The organism is Lysinibacillus sp. NPDC097195, assembly GCF_044762075.1.
In the GTDB taxonomy this organism is placed as follows: Bacteria; Bacillota; Bacilli; order Bacillales_A; family Planococcaceae; genus Lysinibacillus.
The window spans coordinates 134,397-153,271 of the sequence record NZ_JBIWDP010000003.1; the positions used below are offsets into that span (position 1 = coordinate 134,397).

Here is an 18,875-nt window from a genome sequence, read left to right on the forward strand (position 1 = left end):
ATTCTATGATTTTGTTTTGAACATAATGTAAAATAGAAGAAATAAACATGAAGGACAATTTTCAGTTCATTTCTAGCTAAATTAGTGCTTTTCACTTATGAATTAGGTTATTTCTATGTACAATGCCATACTTTGATGGGGGGACTACGATGAGTCAATATAAACTTCAGGTAAAGGACGTATTAGAAAACGAATATTTTCGAAGTGCAGAAGTCGTTGCAGGCCAAGATGGCTTATTACGTATTGTAAAGTGGGCACATGTCATTGAAATTGTGCAAGTGGATAATTTTTTAGCAGGAGACGAATTAGTTTTAACAACAGGGATTAGTTTGCAGCATCATCTGGAGGACTTTCTCTTTTTTGTCGAGTCTCTAATCACTAAAAACTGTGCTGCACTATGTATCGAATACGGCACTTATTTGCAATCGATACCAGAGACAATCCTTTCACTCGCTAACCGGCACGACTTCCCTATCATTGTTTTTCATGAGACAGTACCTTTTGTTCGGATTACCCAAGATTTGCATAGCCAAATTATGAATCAGCAATATTTAATGATTTCTTCTTTAGAAACGTACTCACAAACTTTAAACAAAAATGCTCTGTTAGGACAAAACACAGATGATATATTGCAAACAATCTATCATACATTACGGACACAAATTATTTTTTCTATTAAAGGGCGTGACCCTCTCTTTTTCCCAAATTTACCACTAGTTAAACGACAGCAATTATTAGCGATGCCCAAAACAGCACCGCAATTTAAACATGAGCCTATTTTTATTGTCGATCAACATTATGCAGATTTGACCCTATATCGGGCGGATGGATTATTTACAGAATTTGAATTACTTATTTTAGATCGCACAGCAACAGCACTCGCGCAGCTATTAATGCGAGACTTCTATATTGAAGAAAAAAGGGATATCGAGGATGCCACTATTTTAGCGGATTGGATTGATCAAAAACTGACGAAAGAGGAGATCTTTAAATTTATTGTGGCACACCATTCTAATTATACGTACTATAGTTGCGCCGTTTTTATTTTATCGTCTCCTTATACTATTATGAGAGCGCAAGAGGATATTGTGTATAGCAAACTATATTATCGGAATCTCTTTGAACAAAATGGCTTTACGCTGTTTTTATTCGAACGAAAAAGCTATGTCGTGTTCATTTTACTCCATACAAAAGATAGTAAAGCGAGCCGCGAATTATTAAATTCGCTATTTTCAACGCTCCAGCAAACAGATTTTTATAAAAAGCAAGTGTCACAAGGCTATCAACTAGCGGTTGGTAAGGTCGTTTCAGATGTTGAGGAAATCCCTAAAAGCTATCAAACTGCTTTGGAAACATTATATATTTGCCGTAAAGTGCAAACGACATCCTTTTTTTATGACGATTTACACTTATATCACTTGATATATAAGTTACAAATGCAAGTGAATTTACAAGAAGTTATTCAAGATTATTTACAGCCGGTTATTGACTACGATAAGAAGTACAACAGCAAACTGTTAGAAACACTTCAAGTTTATTTACAAACAAATGGCTCTAAACAACAGACAGCCAAACAATTATTTATCGTCAGGCAAACACTCTATCATCGTTTAAAAAAGCTTGAAAGTCTACTAGGGGAAAACTTTATGAAAGGCCACAACCGCATTACGCTTGAGTTTATGCTTCTAGCCAATTCATTAATAGAAGATAAAACGAAAATAATTTAAAAATTCAGAATATTTCGGGTGCCTGGCACTACAAAGTAAGCCGCAACCCTTCCGTAAGGGTTCTTATGGCTTACTTGGTGTGCTGTTGTGGGCAGAAATATTCATAAATTTCTACTGACAATTGCTCGAGTGCCTGGCACTTACTTTGTTACTACCCCACTATATAATGCGGGTCTTCGGTCGTCATATACTGGTATTCTATCTCGCACCTCATCGACAATGGAAAAATCAACATCAATAACCGCAACTTCTTCATCTTCTGCGCCAACCCATAATACTTCTCCCCAAGGTTGAATAATCATTGATTGTCCATTAAAATTTTCTACTTTGTTAGCTATCCGATTAACGGCAATAACAAAGCATTGATTTTCAATTGCACGTGCTTGTAATAATGTTTTCCAATGATCGATGCGTGGTGTTGGCCATTGTGCAGGCACAAATAACACCTTTGCACCTGCTAATGCATGCGCTCGTAACCATTCTGGGAAGCGAATATCATAACAGATCACGCCACCAGCTTCGATATCTCCAAGTGCGAAGCGGTTCATTTCATCGCCCGCTTCTAAATATAGATGCTCATCCATTAAACGGAATAAATGCGCCTTACTATATTCACCAACTTGCTGTCCTTCCTTATTGAACGAATACATTGTATTGTAAAATTTATCGCCCTTCTTCGTTGCCACAGAGCCTCCCACAATATGTACACCAAGTTCCACGGCTAACGCTTGTAAAAATGCCTTTGCTCGCTGACCATCCACATCTGCAATTTCCGGTAACTTTTCAAGCGCATAGCCAGTATTCCACATTTCCGGAAGTACGATGATTTCCGCGCCCAAACTTGCCGCTTCACGTATTTTCTCCTCGGCTCTTGCGTAGTTTTCTTCCACCTTGCCAAACCTTACATTTAATTGAATACAACCTATTTTCATGTCCATTCCCCCATTAATAAAAAATAGTTTTATAGTTCAAGATATAAGTAATTCCAAAAGCGTTTAGCTCAACGCCATCTATTCTAAAGATTATTATATCACTGAGTGATCAGTGCTTGTCGATGATATAGGTAAATCATCCATGATATTGGTGAAGCGCAGCGCATAATAATATGCTAATAGCAAAGCCCCTTAACTAACACTTTTTTCTTTTCCCCTAACTCAGTTAAAGGGAAAGCGACTTTCGAATAGAATATTACACTGTATTAAAACCCCACTCTGGAAAGAAGGTTTGTTATGAAAAAGAAAGCTGTAAGAAGTGGAACAGCATTGCTAGTAGTCCTCCTTCTATTACTAGGCACCTATAAACTGATGAATGCTAGAACCTATCAGTTGTTTGGAAATATCACCTATCAAATAAAAACAACTCAAAAAGTGGTCGCCCTAACGTTTGATGATGGGCCCTCTGCCAACGTCAATGAGATACTGCCGTTATTAGCAAAATATCATGCCAAAGCGACCTTTTTTCTAATCGGAGAAGAAATTGAAAAACATCCAGCTGAAGCGGAAAAAATAGTAGAAGCAGGCCATCAAATTGGCAATCACACGTATTCCCATCATCGCATGGTTTTTAAATCCCTTACCTACTATAAGGAAGAAATTGAGAAAACCGATTTATTGATTCGCAAAGTTGGATTTAAAGAAGAAATTGATGTTCGTCCACCTAATGGAAAAAAGCTTGTTGGCTTGCCTTATTACTTAAACAAACATAAAAGAGACACCATCACTTGGAATCTCGAACCCGATAGTTATTTCAATTCATCTACCGATAAAGTAAATTATGTAATAGATAATATTGAGCCAGGTTCGATTATTTTAATTCACCCAATGTACGTCGAAACTGAGAGTGCGCTGCAAACAATTGAAAGTATTTTACAAGAGCTTTCAAAGAATGGCTACACATTTGTTACTGTTAATGAGCTCCAGGATTTATGAAGACTACGTGGAAACATATTGTTAGCGTAATGCTAAAAGTGAGTACCTAGTACCCACTATTTTCACCCTTACTAAACAAAGCCTATAGACAAGCTATAAAAAAAGTAATAGTATGTGCAACATACCCTTAATTATTATTAAATTCTGAAAAAGGTGACCATACATGGAATTATCTAAAAAACTACAGCAACTCCCAACGCAATTTTTTGCAGCACTTGTGCAGAAAGTCAATGCGGCCCTAGCAGAAGGGCGCGATGTTATTAATCTTGGGCAGGGCAATCCCGATCAGCCGACTCCACCACATATTGTGAAAGCACTTCAAGAGTCTGCGGAAAATCCACAGTATCATAAATACTCTCCATTCCGGGGTATTGCTGAATTACGTCAAGCTGCAGCGCAATTTTACAAACGGGAATACAATGTTGACATTAATCCCGATACAGAAGTAGCTGTGTTAGGAGGTACGAAGATTGGTCTAGTGGAACTACCAATGGCTGTTTTAAATCCTGGCGACACGATGCTATTACCTGATCCAGGTTATCCAGATTATTTATCTGGTGTTGTCTTAGGTGATGTTCAATACGATGTCATGCCCCTTTTCGCGGAAAATGATTTTTTGCCGGACTATGGTGCATTGTCCGATGAAATAAAGGAACGAGCTAAGCTTCTTTATTTGAATTACCCGAACAATCCTACTGGCGGAACAGCGACACTTGCATTTTTTGAGGAAACTGTCCGCTTTGCTAAAGAACATCAAATCATTGTCTCACACGATTTCGCATACGGTGCGATTGGCTTTGATGGCCATAAACCAGTGAGCTTCTTGCAGGCCGACGGTGCAAAAGATGTCGGTATTGAACTGTATACATTATCAAAAACGTATAATATGGCTGGCTGGCGCATCGGTTTTGCCGTCGGTAATGCCGAAATAATCGAAGCGATAAATTTAATTCAAGATCATTTATTTTGTAGCCAATTCCCTGCTGTTCAGCAGGCAGCTGCTGTCGCACTAACTTCTTCCCAACATTGTGCACAGGAACTTAACGCGACATATGAAGGCCGTCGCAATGTGCTCATTGAAGAAGCGCAGCGCATTGGCTGGAACGTAACTGCTCCAAAAGGATCGTTTTTTGCATGGCTCCCTGTTCCATTAGGCTACACAAGTGAACAATTTGCTGACCTATTGCTCGATAAAGCAGATATTGCCGTTGCTGCGGGAAATGGCTTTGGACAGTTCGGTGAAGGCTATGTACGTGTCGGTTTACTCGTTAGTGAGGAACGATTACGTGAAGCTATCGCGCGCATAGAAAAGCTTCATCTTTTTAAACAATAACTATCTGGACGTATGAAAAGAGGCACTTCTGTTCTAATTGAACAAAAGTGCCTTTACTTTATTATTGAATTACGCCCAATTCACGACCTACTTTTTCGTAAATCGCTAATGCATCGTCTAGCATTTCCTTTGTATGTGCAGCTGTTGGCATATTACGAACGCGGCCAGTGCCTTTTGGAACGGTTGGGAAAACGATAGATTTTGCATAAACGCCTTCCTCAAATAAGCGACGTGAGAACGTTTGTGTTAATTTTTCATCCCCAATAATACATGGTGTAATCGGTGTTTCAGATTCACCAATATTAAACCCTAATTTTTTTAATCCAGCTTTTAAGTAGTCGCCATTTTCCCATAGCTTATCATGCAACTCTGTTGAATCAATAAGCATTTGTACTGCGGCAGTAATAGCAGCAACATCACCTGGTGGTAATGCCGTTGAGAATAAAAATGGGCGAGAACGTACTTTCAGCCAGTCAATTAGGTTTTTCTTACCCGCAACATAGCCACCTACTACACCAATGGCTTTTGAAAGTGTCCCAATTTGGAAGTCGATTTCTTTTTCAAGACCAAAATGTTTAACAGTACCTTTCCCTTTACCTGTCACACCTGATCCATGTGCATCATCAACATAAGTAATTAAATCAAATTCCTTAGCAATTTCAACGATTTCGGGCAGTTTGGCGATATCACCATCCATTGAGAATACACCATCTGTAATGACCATCACTTTATTATACAAACCTGATTCTGTCGCTTCTTTTGCTTTTGCACGTAAATCCTCCATATCTGAGTGATTGTATGCAATGATTTTTGCGCGCGATAAGCGACATCCATCAATGATTGAAGCATGGTTTAATTGGTCTGATAAAATCGCATCGTTTTTATCCATAACTGCTGAAATGGCCGCCATATTACAGTTAAAGCCTGATTGATAGGAAATCGCTGCTTCTGTTCCTTTAAATTCAGCAAGCTTTTCTTCTAATTTGACGTGCAGATCCAGTGTACCGTTAATTGTACGAACAGCCCCTGCCCCTACACCATATTTTTCTGTTGCTTCTTTCGCAATTTGCTTTAATTGCTCATTTGTTGCTAAGCCGAGATAGTTATTAGAAGATAGATTGATAAGTTGCTGTCCTCGAACCTGAATAACGGGTCCATTTGCGCCTTCTACTGCGTCAATTTCATTGTATAAGCCTTGTTCACGTAAGGCTTGTAAGTTTTCATCTAAAAATGTATTTAGTACTTTCGACAAGAGTATCATCCTTTCTAAGATTAGTTTTGTCTCGGCGTCAAAATATTCGGATTTTATTTTATGGATGTGTTCCTACCATTCAAAAACCAAAACATCTACCAGAGGCATTCTCTCCATTCAGCAGACCTCTGAACATTGCTGCAAATAAGGGGTCATTTGTCGCAATCTTACTTGAGTAAAAGCTAGCAGAATAAAGATTAACTAGTCTACCCCTAGTGTAGCATAAGCGCCCAATTAGAATAAATTACTTTGCTAATCTTTCAAATAAAGGCGCAGTTTTTTCACGCCAAAGGGCTGTCGATAAACAATGATCCATTAGCTGGCGGATTGTTTTCTCTGCTTCGGCAAAACGCGTCGTATAGCCAATTGCATCTTGCATTGCGCTTTTATATTTCACACGAATGTCTTCAATTTGGGCTTCAGCTTGCTCTGATAGCTTACAATGTTGCCCCATATCAAAAATGGCATCCCCAAATCTTCCATCCTGTGGATCAAATACATGCGGTTCTGTGCTATCAAATATACAAAAATTTAATTCTGGGATGATGACCATATCCACAGATCCAGCATCTAATCCACACCAAACAATTTGGGCATCTAGCCCTCTTGCATTAGCTTCGTCGGCCAACCCTTTCATTAACGAGGATTTTCCCGTACCCGGTTTGCCTTTAATCATTAATCTTCTCGCTAAGTTTTTTGTAATGCTCTCCACTGTATTTTCTGCGCCACGAGGAGTAAGTGTCCCTAATAATCGGTGTGTACGTCTGCCCGTTTTATTTAAGACGATAGATTGGAAAATATCCGATTTCAAGTTTGTTACTTGGTCATCTAACGCTTGCCAGTCCATGCAGCTTTGCGTCACAATTTCCCAGTCATCATGAATTTTTTTGGCGATTTCCAGCATTGTAATACACTTTTCACGCCATAAATTGCGCTCTTTTATGGCAACAGCTAACTTTTCACCAATCTCTTGAAGTGGTTTATCTTCTAAGCAATCATAAAAGGATAGCACACGATGCTTCGTACCAAGTAAAGTCGGTTCAATTCCCCATTCTGAAGTCCAAATAAACAGTCGATTGCAACCTCGAACAAATACTCCCTCTATAACATTTTCCAGTAAAGCATGTTGGAACCACTCTACAGCAAAGCCTTGCTTAACATAAAAATAGCCAAGCTCTTTCAGAAGCTCTGATCCTTTATAAGTTGATGGTCCTTGCAGAACGTATACTAGTTCCGCTTCGTCCATCATCTCTTTATATAAATGTTTAATTCCTTGCCCTGTCAGTGCGTGTCCAAAGTAGTAGGTCACATTTCCGTTCAATGTCGCTCCCCCTTTTTTTATGCCATGACATTATATGAACTATTACGGAAAAAGATGAAAGGGGGTTCTAAATTGTGTGAGTGCCTGTCACTCCTCACTGTCACTCCTCACTGCACTTTCCGCGAACACAGTGTAAGCCACAACCCTTGCTCGCGTGCGGCGTGTGACTTGTTGCGTCTTACAAGTTGTTCCCGCAAGCGTCTTCGTGGACTATATAGATTTCACCTGCAAAATTCAGAATTGTTTGAGTGCCTGTCACTCATTTAAAAAGGTTGGGTGTCCTCTATATTGCCAATGCATTTCATTAACACTCTTCGACAATATGGTAAGGAGTATTGCACAATATAGCCTGACGTCAAGGCTATAACGACAGTACCCACACCGACAGGTCCTCCGAGCAACCATCCGAGAATCGTGACGAGCACTTCAATGCCCATACGTGCCGTTTTAATCGTCCCCCCAAACTTTTCAACAAGAATCATCATTAATGTATCTCGGGGACCTGTACCCATATTTGGCGCAATATACATACCACAGCCGAAGCTTAAAACAAACAGACCGACAATGAAATAAGTAATTTGAAAACTATAAATATCTGTTGAAGGCAATAACCAATTAAATACATCAATAAATGAACCAATAAGAATCATATTTAGCCATGTGCCTATTTTAGGCCACTGCCTTAAAATAATTGCAGTTGAAACAACAATTGTTAGTCCCGTTATAATGGACCACGTTCCAATTGATAAACCGAAATTTTGAAACAATCCTACATGTAATACATCCCATGGACTTGTTCCTACGATTTTCCCCTTAATCGACATCGTAATGCCTAATGACATAATTATCATCCCCACCACAAAAAACGCCCAGCGCCATCCCATCACTTTTCGCATGTCTTAATCATTCCCTCTATGTAAGATATTTCTCTAACTGTATCATCATTTCCACTATAAAAACCTAAATTTTGCTAAATAAAAAAAACTACCCAAAAATTATTTTTGGATAGTTGTTATGGGAGCAAGCTGACCTTTTGTCACTGCAAGTAAATCATCTAGTTGAACGTACATTTGCATGCCAATTTTCCCTGCACTAACTATAATATTGCCTTGCTCACGTGCTGATGCATCAACAACAGTTGGATACAATTTTTTCATACCGACTGGGGAGCAACCTCCACGGATATAACCTGTATAACCAAGCAGTTCCTTTACAGCTAGCATCTCAATCTTTTTCTCACCAACGACTTTCGCCGCAGCTTTTAAATCAAGTTCCTCAGCTACTGGAATCACAAAGACAAATAGCTTTTCGGCACTCGCCTTTGCGACTAATGTTTTAAAAACTCGTGCTACAGGATGGCCGATTTTTTCAGCAACCGACACCCCATCTACTTGACCATCACCCGTATCATATTCTAAAATATCAAATTGAATTTTTTGCTGCTCCAATAATCTGATAGCATTTGTTTTCGTATGCTTCGCCTTTGCCACAATTAACTTCCCCTATCTACATCATTAAGCAGACATTGAAAAAGTCGAATCTTCTCCAAATCGATAGCCGCTTTTTGCCATTTGAATATGGGCTGCATATTTTGCAGATGCCATTTTAAATGTTCGTGCTTTCAATGCCTCTTCATAGCTCTTACCGAAAATTGTATCTGCAAACGGGTCTAAATTCAAATCTTTTAAAAACCGTTCAGGCACCTGTACATCAATATTTTCCGTTACATAAGGTGGTTCAAGCTCATATAGTGCTGTGTTATCTAGCTGTGCACCACTATTGTCCGCCGCAATTTGTGCATTAGTACTAGCCGCTATACGAAAATCCTGTGAAGCTGGCATAGTTGGTGTTAACGCAACATTTCGAACCTGCGGTAACAATTGAAAACTATCTTTATCCTCATTATCTGATTCTAGTAAACGCGAGGAAAAAAGAGGATCACTGCTATCACTACTAACTGCTTTTACTGCTAGCTCGTGCGCCTTTACATTTTTCTCCGTTTGCTGTAAATCTTGCATCATCGCTTGTTGTTGCGGCGTGACGTCCATTGCCTCTTCTTTATGCTGCTCATATAAATCTTGATCTTTGCGTCCTAATAAGAGATTTTCGAGCTCAAGTAGTATTGGATTTTTTTTAGGTTGGAAATACTGTGCATTTTTGCGATAAGCGTCCCCAGCCTCTTTGCGCTGGAGGATTTTCTTTCGATTATAATATGCTGATTGTCTTTCTTGCTCCATTACATTTAATAATTTCATATTAACACCTCGACTTTCTCTTTTAATATGCAAGATATGCAGTCAATATGAACAATCTCTATTTACTATCTTTCCATCGAATTCATTGTTTCCATACTCTTATTATCGGAATTTTCTTTCTTAAATTCAAGCAAAAATGACTACTAACCTCCTAAAGAAATAATAGTTTATTTTGAAAATAGGTATAAAGAACTGGTTCCCCGGACTATTTTTTTATACATAATACATGCGTTTATTACTTTTTCATTCATTTTCAATAAAAATTATTACATTAATCACCGGTAAAATAGTGTTAATTTCACATAAAAAAAAGCCCGTTTAAGACGGGCTTTTTCCTTTTTACTTACGATTGCTTTTCGGCAAAAGAAGCACGCATTTATATGCTATGTACCCTATCCAAGCACCTAGCGTATTTAGAATTAAATCATCAACATCGGCAGATCCAACCGTAAAAATAAACTGTACGGTTTCTACTGCAAGGCTCGACAAAAAGCCTATACAAATAATAACCCATGCTTTTCGAAACTTCTTTGACAGTAGTGGCAACAAAAAGCCCATCGGTGTAAATATTAACAAATTGCCTAATAAGTTCACAACAATCAAATCTAAATTAAAATATTGTGAGTAGTTGATATAACGTAAAATCGTTTCAAACGGTATAAAATTAGTCGTAACGCGCCAGCTACTATAATCAAACAACCCAATTTCACTGAATGAATTATCGCCTCTAAATAAAGTAATACTGACCTCTACTAAGCGATTAATCACTAATTTGTAAAAGGCGATAAATGTGTAAAAGCTAAAAAACACCCATCCTATTACTTTAAGCTGTGTATAATACGTATCAATCCACGCTCGAAATGGTAATGGTAGCTTGGCATCACCTTGAATACTGGATATATTATTTTTTGCCATGCTTCATTCACCCACTTCCTCTTATCCATCCCATATTTTAATATGTCTGACCGTGCCCATGCAAGGGGTGAAAAATATCAAAAAATGTTCATCGCCTAAACATTTGCAGTAAGAAGGTAATGTACAGACGGATTACTCACCTTCTACGGACATTCTCAATTGCTCCACATTTAGCTGAATGCAACAATAAAAAAGAGTGTAAACAAACTTTGAGTTTGTTTACACTCTAAAAGGCTAGCCAATCTTCTTATACTGGGTTGACGCCATGTTTTCGTTGTGAGAATAACAAGTATTTTGACATATATAATTCCAAACGTGTTTCAAGCGCTTTCCGTAAATCATTTGGCTCAATGACATCATCAACAATCAGCTCGGATGCTAAGCGATAAATGTCAATTTCCTCTTGATATTCCTTACGCTTCTCTGCAATAAAAGTTGCTTGTTCTTCTTTTGGCAGTTCAGCAATTTTATTGGCATAGACTGCATTAACAGCCGCTTCTGGTCCCATTACCGCTATTTGTGCATTCGATAGTGCAATACAGCAATCCGGCTCAAAAGCTGGACCCGCCATTGCGTATAACCCCGCCCCATATGCCTTACGAACAATAACCGTTAATTTCGGTACAGTTGCCTCGCTCATAGCAAAAATCATCTTTGCACCATGGCGAATAATGCCCGCCTTCTCAACCTGTGTGCCAATCATAAATCCTGGCACGTCTACAAGGAAAATTAGCGGAATATTAAAGGCGTCACATAGCGAAATAAATTTCGCTGCTTTGTCAGCGGAATCATGGAACAATACGCCACCCTTGACACGCGGTTGGTTTGCTATAATACCAACTGATTGCCCATTAATACGTCCAAGCCCCGTTATTAATTCTGCTGCAAACAATTTTTTTACTTCACAGAAGGAATCTTCATCAATTAAGCGCTCTATTAATTGATACATATCAAACGGTGAGTTTTGATTTTTAGGAATTAATTCTTCTATTGATTTTTCAAAAGAGGCTGGTGGCTTCGGTGCTTCTACTTTACTACGCTCAGCATAGTTATTCGGGAAATAGCTTAAGTATTTACGTGCATAAGCAATTGCTTCTTGCTCGGTTTTGACAAGCACATCCCCACAGCCAGATACTGAACAATGCATTTTAGCGCCGCCCATAGTCTCTAAATCTACTTTTTCACCGATAACCATTTCTGCCATACGTGGTGATCCTAAATACATGGAGGCATTGCCCTCCACCATTACCACGATATCAGAAAATGCAGGAATATAAGCGCCACCTGCTGCAGAAGGGCCAAACAATAAGCAAATTTGCGGTATTTTTCCTGATAACTTCACCTGATTGTAGAAAATGCGTCCTGCTCCGCGGCGTCCTGGGAACATCTCCAGCTGATCTGTTATACGTGCCCCTGCCGAATCGACTAAGTAAAATAACGGACAATTTAGCTTTTCCGCCGTTTCTTGAATACGAATCATTTTTTCCACTGTTCGTTTTCCCCAAGAACCTGCTTTAATTGTTGAATCATTGGCTAACACACATACTGTACGACCATGGATTTTACCAATACCGGTAATTACACCATCTGCCGGTAAATCACCTGCTAAACAGTTTGCATACAAACCATCTTCAGATTGCAGCCCATCATCAAGCAATAATTCAAGTCGCTCACGAACAAATAGCTTGCCTTGTTGGGCATTTTTATCGTGATATTTTGGCAGACCTCCTGCTAAAATTTGTTCCTTCATCGCATTGGATGTATTTTCTGTGGATATATTACTCATATTCAATTCCCCCTTTGCAGTCCATTACTTCCCTAAGTATTGCGGTGCTCTCTTTTCTTGGAAAGCTTGTAAGCCCTCCAAACGATCTTCAGTTGGAATAAGTGCACTATATGCTAGTGATTCAATTTTCAGGCCTGTAGCTAAATCTACTTCTATCCCACTATTAATCGCGTTTTTCGCCTGAATTAATGATAGTGGCGCATTTTTCGCCATTTCGAGTGCAAGCTGTTGCGCTCTTTCCTGCACTTCCTGCCCGTCATATACATATTCCACAATACCAAGGTGTTGCGCTTCCTCGGCACCGATGCGGCGAGCAGTATAAATCAGTTCCTTCGCCTTGCCAATGCCTATCAGACGCGGTAAGCGTTGTGTGCCACCTGCACCTGGAATAATGCCAAGTGAAGTTTCAGTAAGACCTAGTTTGATATGTGCAGCGGCTATACGTAAATCACAAGCTAAAGCGAGTTCTAGTCCTCCACCAAATGCCACACCATTTAACACAGCAATCACAGGTTGGGCCAATGCTTCCACTTTGGCAATCGTTGCGCCGATTAATTGCACAATTTGTTTTACTTGTCGATCAGACATCCCTTTACGCTCTTTTAAATCGGCCCCTGCACAAAACGCCTTTTCCCCTGCACCTGTTAGTAAAACAACACGTATTGCTGGATCACCATTGATTTTATCTAGCGTCACACTAAGATCATGTAGTAATTGCACTGACATGGCATTTGCAGCTTCTGGTCGAGCTAGTGTAATAAGCCCGATATGACCGGGTAATAAATCAAATTGAACGAGTTGTTGTGTCACGTGACATTCGCACTCCCTTCATTACGAACAATGGCCATTTGCTTCGAAGCAACTTCCTTCTCCAGCTTCTGCTCGATAAATCTTACTGCATCAAGCAGTTTTTCCATATTAACGCCTGTTTCAAGACCCATACCGTTCAATAGGTATAACAAATCTTCTGTTGCTACATTGCCCGTTGCTCCTTTTGCATAAGGACAACCGCCAAGACCACCGAGCGCACTATCAAATTTTGTAATACCCATCTCTAAAGATTTTGTAATATTGGCTAGCGCTGTACCCCGCGTATCATGAAAATGCATAGCAAATTTTTCAACTGGATATCTTTTTAACAGCTCTTCTAAAAGGTACTCAACTTGCGTCGGCACGCCAACGCCGATTGTATCGCCTAGCGATATTTCATCAACGCCCATTGCCAATAATTTATCAGTTACATGTAAAACTTTATCTGGGTGTATGTACCCCTCATAAGGACAACCAATGACCGTTGAGATATAACCTCGCACATGCTTATTGGCAGCCTTTGCACTATCGACTACTTCTTTCAATATTGGAAACGTATCCTGAATCGTTTTATTTATATTTTTTTGATTATGACTTTCACTGGCAGACATAAAAACGCTTGCCTCATCAATGCCCGCAAGCAATGCACGTTCAAGCCCACGCATGTTTGGCACCAGTGCCGCATACGTTATGTCCTTTTCGCGTTTAATAGCTTGCAACACGTCCACTGCATCTGCTAATTGAGGAATCCACTGCGGATGGACGAAAGACGTTACTTCTATATAATTCAATCCCGTCTGACTCAGTAAATTGATTAGCTGTATTTTATCTGCAGTAGCAATGTGAGCCTGCTCATTTTGCAAACCGTCCCGAGGACCAACTTCCTTTAACGTAACATGCTTTGGTAATTGCATAGAAATGCCTCCCTATTCAATTTCTAAAATATCGTCATCAACGTTAATAAAATCGCCCTCGTTCGCAATGATTTTTGTTACAATGCCATCCTCTTCAGCAGCAATTGGAATCTCCATTTTCATAGACTCTAAAATGGCTACGTCTTGACCCGCTGTCACTTTATCTCCTTGTGCCACAACGATTTTCCATACTGTTCCTGCCATGCTCGCTTTTACTGTTGCCATATAAAATCCCTCCAAATTGTTAGTGATAGAAAGTATCACTCAAATCAACACATTATTGTTATTGTGTAACGCATGCTCTGCATAAGCTCCTTAGTATGAAAACACCTTCTCGTAGTGTTGAACTTTGTACTTGGAAGCATTTTGCTACGAAAGCCTATGTCATAAAATCATTATTTTGATTCTGTTAATTGCGGTAAATAAAATTCCTCAACAAATTTTGTCGTTGTATATCCTTTTATAAATTGCTCATGGGTTACCGTTTTCAAAAGCATCGGTATATTTGTTTGAATGCCTTCAATTTTGTATTCTTTTAGCGCTTGAGTAAGGCGCTCACAGGCAATTGCTCGTGTTTCACCCCAAACGACCAATTTACTAATCATCGGATCATAGAATGGTGTCACCGTCGTGCCAGCTTCTACACCACATTCATGTCTTATTCCCTCTCCAATCGGCAATACAAGCTCTGTAATAGTGCCTGGAGATGGGAAAAATGTTGCAGGATTTTCTGCATAAATTCGTACTTCCATGGCGTGCCCTTGTTTGTCGATACTGTCTCGCGTAAAGCTTAACGGTTGTTTCGCTGCCACTCTTAATTGTTGTTCAACAAGATCCAGTTTTGTAATTTCCTCTGTTACTGGATGCTCGACTTGTAAGCGCGTATTCATTTCTAAAAAATAAAAATTTTGCTCTGCATCTACTAAATACTCAATAGTACCCGCATTTACATAACCAATATGCTTCGCTGCTTGCACAGAAGCTTCCAGCATTTTTGCTCGCGTTTCCTCTGAGATAAATGGAGAAGGCGCTTCCTCAACTACTTTTTGATTGCGTCGTTGAATGGAGCATTCTCGTTCAAATAGCGGAACAACATTACCATCATAATCTGCGATTATTTGCACTTCGACATGATGTGGATTGGCTATAAAACGTTCCATATACATCGTGCCATCACCAAAAAATGACTGTGCACGTTTTTGATTACCTTCAAACGCCTTCTCTAGTTCTTCTGCATTTGTTACCAATTGCATGCCGATGCCACCACCTCCAGCAGAGGCTTTTAGCATAATTGGATAACCTAAACGTGAAGCAATTTCAACTGCTTCGGTTACATCTTTGACAGGTGCTTCTACCCCTTCTACAATCGGTACACCTGCGGCTTTCATCGTCTTACGAGCTTCCAGTTTACTGCCCATGGATGCGATAACAGCGGCACTCGGGCCAATAAATACAAGACCCGCTTCCGTACAACGTTTGGCAAAATCAGCGTTTTCAGAAAGCAAACCATAGCCCGGATGTACAGCGTCAGCCCCGCTTTCTTTTGCAATGTCTAGAATGCGCTCGATATTTAAATAGCTTTGTACAACGGGTGGCTTACCAACACAGTATGCTTCATCAGCATCTTTGACGTGTAAACTTTCAGCATCAGCCTCCGAATAAATTGCCAAAGTTAAAATATTTAGTCGCTTGCATGTGCGAATAATACGCCTTGCTATCTCACCGCGATTTGCAATTAATACTTTCTTAAACATTGTCCTGCCCCCTCCCTATTTCACCTTTATTCTTGCAACAAATTCTTCACGAAGTTTAAACTTCTGCACTTTTCCTGAGGCAGTCATTGGGTAACTTTCGATAAAGAAAATATGTCGTGGAATTTTATGTTTTGAAATTTTATCTCGACAATAAGCGCGAATTTCTTCTTCTGTCGCCTGTTCTCCTTCACGCAAAATAATCCATGCCGCGGCTTCTTCACCGTACTTAGGATCAGGGACACCAGCAACCTGCACATCTGCAATTTTAGGGAATGTATATAAAAATTCTTCAATTTCACGTGGATATAAATTTTCCCCACCACGAATAATCATATCCTTCAAGCGACCCGTTACTCTTATATAACCTTGTTCATCCATCGTTGCCAAATCACCGGTATGAAGCCAGCCATCCTGATCGATTGCCAGTTGCGTTTCTTCAAGATTGTTATAGTAACCTTTCATCACATGGTAGCCTCTCGTACATAGCTCCCCTTGCTCATTTGTTGCCGCTTCTTCATCTGTACCCGGAACGACAATTTTCACTTCTAGGTTCGGTAATGCTCTGCCTACCGTCTCTACTTTTAGGTGGAACGGATCATCGACTCTCGTTTGTGTAATAACAGGAGAAGATTCAGTTTGACCATAACAAATAGTTATATCAGTCATCCCCATTTTTTCGATGACCGCCTTCATGACCTCAATTGGACAGTTCGATCCTGCCATAACGCCAGTACGTAATGTCGAGAGATCGTATGACGTAAAATTAGGCAAATTCAGCTCACTAATAAACATCGTTGGTACTCCGTGTAGCGCTGTACACTTCTCTTTTTCTACTGTTCGTAATACTTCAGCAGGTGAAAATTCTTGTACCGGCACCATCGTTCCACCACTCGTTGTAATGGCTAATGTACCGATAACACAGCCGAAGCAATGGAAAAATGGTACAGGAATACATAAGCGATCGTCTGATGTTAAGCGCATACATTCAGCGATATTCACCGCGTTATTCACTAAGTTGTAATGGGTTAGCATAACCCCTTTGGGAAAGCCCGTTGTCCCTGAAGTATATTGAATATTAATGACATCGTCATAATGGAGTGAATCCTGTATGTGCTCTAATTGTTGCTCGGTTACTTGCTCAGCAGCTGCTAAAACATCTGACCAATTCAGGACACCTGGGTACTTAGTTTCGCCGATTAAAATAACATTTTTCAGAAGAGGTAATCGCTTTGACTGCAAATTACCTGGTTCACAATGTTGAAGCTCGGGACATATTTCTAGCAGTGTATTAATAAAAGAGTGGTCTCGGAAATTTTCTATTAAAAAAATCGTTTTCGCATCAGATTGCCTTAATAAATATTCCAACTCATGTGCACGGTAATTGGTGTTGACCGTCACAATTGGCGCCCCCATTTTCCCTGAGCCAAATTGTAGCTGTACCCATTCTGGAACATTTGTCGTCCAGACAGCGATATGATCGCCCTTTTCTATACCAAGAGCCAGTAACCCTCTTGCAACTAGACGACTTTGCGCATTCAGTTCCTCGTAAGTTAATCGTAAGTCTCTATCTGCATACACTAGTGCTTCATTTTTAGGATATTTTTTAGCCTGTTCATCGAGCAATTGACCAATTGTTTGATATACAAGTTGTGCCATGAAAATCCCCCTTAAATATGCTATTGAATGTTTTTAACAGCCAATTAGACGAGAAATCACAAGTCGTTGAATTTCAGATGTTCCTTCACCAATTTCCATTAATTTAATGTCACGCAAATGACGCTCTACATCGTATTCCTTCATATAGCCTGAACCACCATGAATTTGAATTGCTTGATTACAAGTGCGGAAGCCCATTTCAGAAGCGAATAATTTCGCCATCGCTGCCTCTTTGGCAAATGGCTTTTTCTGATCTTTAAGCCATGCCGCCTTATGTACTAGCGTCCGAGCTAGTTCTATTTCCATTGCCATATCCGCTAACTTAAACTGGATTGCTTGTAACTTAGCGATGGGCGCACCAAATTGTTCACGTTCATTCGCATACTTTAATGCCTTCTCATAAGCAGACTGTGCAATGCCGACTGATAATGCTGCTATAGAAATGCGTCCCCCATCTAACGTATTTAAAAATTGGCTGAATCCTCGTTTTTCGTCTCCTAATAAATTCGATTTCGGAACGCGCACGTTTTGCAAAATAATTTCACATGTATTGGAACCACGGACACCCATTTTGTCGTAATTACAGTTGATTGTCACACCAGGTGTATTCGTTGGCACGATGATGGAGGAGATAATTTTTTTGCCATCTTCACGTTTGCCCGTTACCGCTGTCACAATAATTTGGCGAGCATGGCCAGCATTCGTAATCCAGCATTTTTCACCGTTTATAACATAATCATCACCGTCAACTACCGCAGTTGTACGTGTTCCACCAGCATCTGACCCTGCATTAGGCTCCGTTAAACCAAAAGCACCTAATGTTTCCCCTTTAGCCAACGGAACAAGCCATTCACGTTTTTGCTCTTCAGTACCAAAATTATAGATTGGAGCCGCCCCTAGGCTCACGGCTGCTGCATAGCTTAAACCAGTTCCTCCACATGCACGCCCTATTTCTTCAACAGCAATCGCATAAGAAACCGTATCTCCACCAGAGCCGCCATATTCCTCAGGGAACGGGATACCCAATAAGCCTAGCTCAGCCATTTTTTTAAAGCTTTCTATTCTCATTGTTGATGTCTCGTCGACTTCACGAGCATAAGGTTTAATCTCTTTCTCAGCAAAATCACGTACCATGTCTCGAATCATCGCTTGCTCTTTCGTCAATTCAAAGTTCATTCCCATTTCCCCCTAATATCCAATTTGCCATAGCGGATTTCGTTCAGA

General features: G+C 39.9%; 17 protein-coding genes. 3 read left to right on the plus strand and 14 right to left on the minus strand.

Annotated elements, in window-relative coordinates; translation table 11 throughout:
• The first annotated feature begins 149 nt into the window (after positions 1–149).
• The gene (locus ACIQXI_RS15935; RefSeq protein WP_402926798.1) at positions 150–1,727 is read left to right on the plus strand and encodes a PucR family transcriptional regulator; all 1,578 of its coding nucleotides are present in this window, start codon (positions 150–152) and stop codon (positions 1,725–1,727) included.
• A 140-nt stretch (positions 1,728–1,867) separates the two neighbouring features.
• Here ACIQXI_RS15935 and ACIQXI_RS15940 read toward each other — a convergent pair whose 3' ends face one another.
• Positions 1,868–2,659 carry a carbon-nitrogen family hydrolase gene (locus ACIQXI_RS15940; protein WP_402926800.1) on the minus strand — a complete coding sequence of 264 codons (792 nt, stop codon included), beginning with the start codon at positions 2,657–2,659 and terminating at the stop codon, positions 1,868–1,870.
• Between the two features lie 297 nt (positions 2,660–2,956).
• On the opposite strand from ACIQXI_RS15940, the gene ACIQXI_RS15945 reads away from it, so the two are divergent.
• Positions 2,957–3,655 carry a polysaccharide deacetylase family protein gene (locus ACIQXI_RS15945; protein ID WP_402926802.1) on the plus strand — a complete coding sequence of 233 codons (699 nt, stop codon included), beginning with the start codon at positions 2,957–2,959 and terminating at the stop codon, positions 3,653–3,655.
• A 163-nt stretch (positions 3,656–3,818) separates the two neighbouring features.
• A complete protein-coding gene (locus ACIQXI_RS15950) occupies positions 3,819–4,988 on the plus strand; it encodes a pyridoxal phosphate-dependent aminotransferase (RefSeq protein WP_402926805.1) in 1,170 nt (389 codons plus the stop codon).
• A 61-nt stretch (positions 4,989–5,049) separates the two neighbouring features.
• On the opposite strand, the gene ACIQXI_RS15955 is transcribed toward ACIQXI_RS15950, so the two are convergent.
• From ACIQXI_RS15955 to ACIQXI_RS16015, 13 genes are all read right to left on the minus strand, one after another.
• Positions 5,050–6,249, minus strand: a complete 1,200-nt coding sequence (locus ACIQXI_RS15955) for a glycine C-acetyltransferase (RefSeq protein WP_402926807.1) — start codon at positions 6,247–6,249, stop codon at positions 5,050–5,052.
• Positions 6,250–6,484: 235 nt separating this feature from the next.
• Positions 6,485–7,561, minus strand: a complete 1,077-nt coding sequence (locus ACIQXI_RS15960; RefSeq protein ID WP_402926810.1) for a nucleotide kinase — start codon at positions 7,559–7,561, stop codon at positions 6,485–6,487.
• A gap of 263 nt (positions 7,562–7,824) precedes the next feature.
• The gene (locus tag ACIQXI_RS15965; RefSeq protein WP_402926813.1) at positions 7,825–8,457 is read right to left on the minus strand and encodes a YczE/YyaS/YitT family protein; all 633 of its coding nucleotides are present in this window, start codon (positions 8,455–8,457) and stop codon (positions 7,825–7,827) included.
• A gap of 99 nt (positions 8,458–8,556) precedes the next feature.
• Positions 8,557–9,051 carry a Cys-tRNA(Pro) deacylase gene (gene ybaK, locus ACIQXI_RS15970; RefSeq protein WP_402926816.1) on the minus strand — a complete coding sequence of 165 codons (495 nt, stop codon included), beginning with the start codon at positions 9,049–9,051 and terminating at the stop codon, positions 8,557–8,559.
• A 24-nt stretch (positions 9,052–9,075) separates the two neighbouring features.
• Positions 9,076–9,816 carry a hypothetical protein gene (locus ACIQXI_RS15975; protein ID WP_402926819.1) on the minus strand — a complete coding sequence of 247 codons (741 nt, stop codon included), beginning with the start codon at positions 9,814–9,816 and terminating at the stop codon, positions 9,076–9,078.
• Between the two features lie 339 nt (positions 9,817–10,155).
• A complete protein-coding gene (locus tag ACIQXI_RS15980; RefSeq protein ID WP_402926821.1) occupies positions 10,156–10,731 on the minus strand; it encodes a VanZ family protein in 576 nt (191 codons plus the stop codon).
• A 247-nt stretch (positions 10,732–10,978) separates the two neighbouring features.
• Complete coding sequence (locus ACIQXI_RS15985; protein WP_402926823.1) at positions 10,979–12,517, minus strand: acyl-CoA carboxylase subunit beta; 1,539 nt, start codon at positions 12,515–12,517, stop codon at positions 10,979–10,981.
• Between the two features lie 24 nt (positions 12,518–12,541).
• Positions 12,542–13,327: an enoyl-CoA hydratase gene (locus tag ACIQXI_RS15990; protein ID WP_402926826.1), complete on the minus strand. Its 786-nt coding sequence runs from the start codon at positions 13,325–13,327 to the stop codon at positions 12,542–12,544.
• A complete protein-coding gene (locus ACIQXI_RS15995) occupies positions 13,324–14,241 on the minus strand; it encodes a hydroxymethylglutaryl-CoA lyase (protein ID WP_402926828.1) in 918 nt (305 codons plus the stop codon). Before ACIQXI_RS15995 ends, ACIQXI_RS15990 begins: the two co-directional genes overlap by 4 nt.
• Positions 14,242–14,253: 12 nt before the next feature.
• Entirely contained in the window at positions 14,254–14,466 is a 213-nt protein-coding gene (locus ACIQXI_RS16000) for an acetyl-CoA carboxylase biotin carboxyl carrier protein subunit (protein WP_402926830.1), read from the minus strand.
• 170 nt (positions 14,467–14,636) lie between these two features.
• Positions 14,637–15,995, minus strand: coding sequence for an acetyl-CoA carboxylase biotin carboxylase subunit (locus tag ACIQXI_RS16005; protein WP_402926833.1), 1,359 nt, complete (start codon positions 15,993–15,995; stop codon positions 14,637–14,639).
• A gap of 15 nt (positions 15,996–16,010) precedes the next feature.
• On the minus strand, positions 16,011–17,651 hold the full coding sequence (locus ACIQXI_RS16010; protein WP_402926836.1) for an AMP-binding protein: 1,641 nt from the start codon (positions 17,649–17,651) through the stop codon (positions 16,011–16,013).
• A 33-nt stretch (positions 17,652–17,684) separates the two neighbouring features.
• Positions 17,685–18,827 (minus strand): acyl-CoA dehydrogenase, encoded by a 1,143-nt coding sequence (locus ACIQXI_RS16015; protein ID WP_402926838.1) that lies wholly within the window; start codon positions 18,825–18,827, stop codon positions 17,685–17,687.
• Positions 18,828–18,875: the final 48 nt, after the last annotated feature.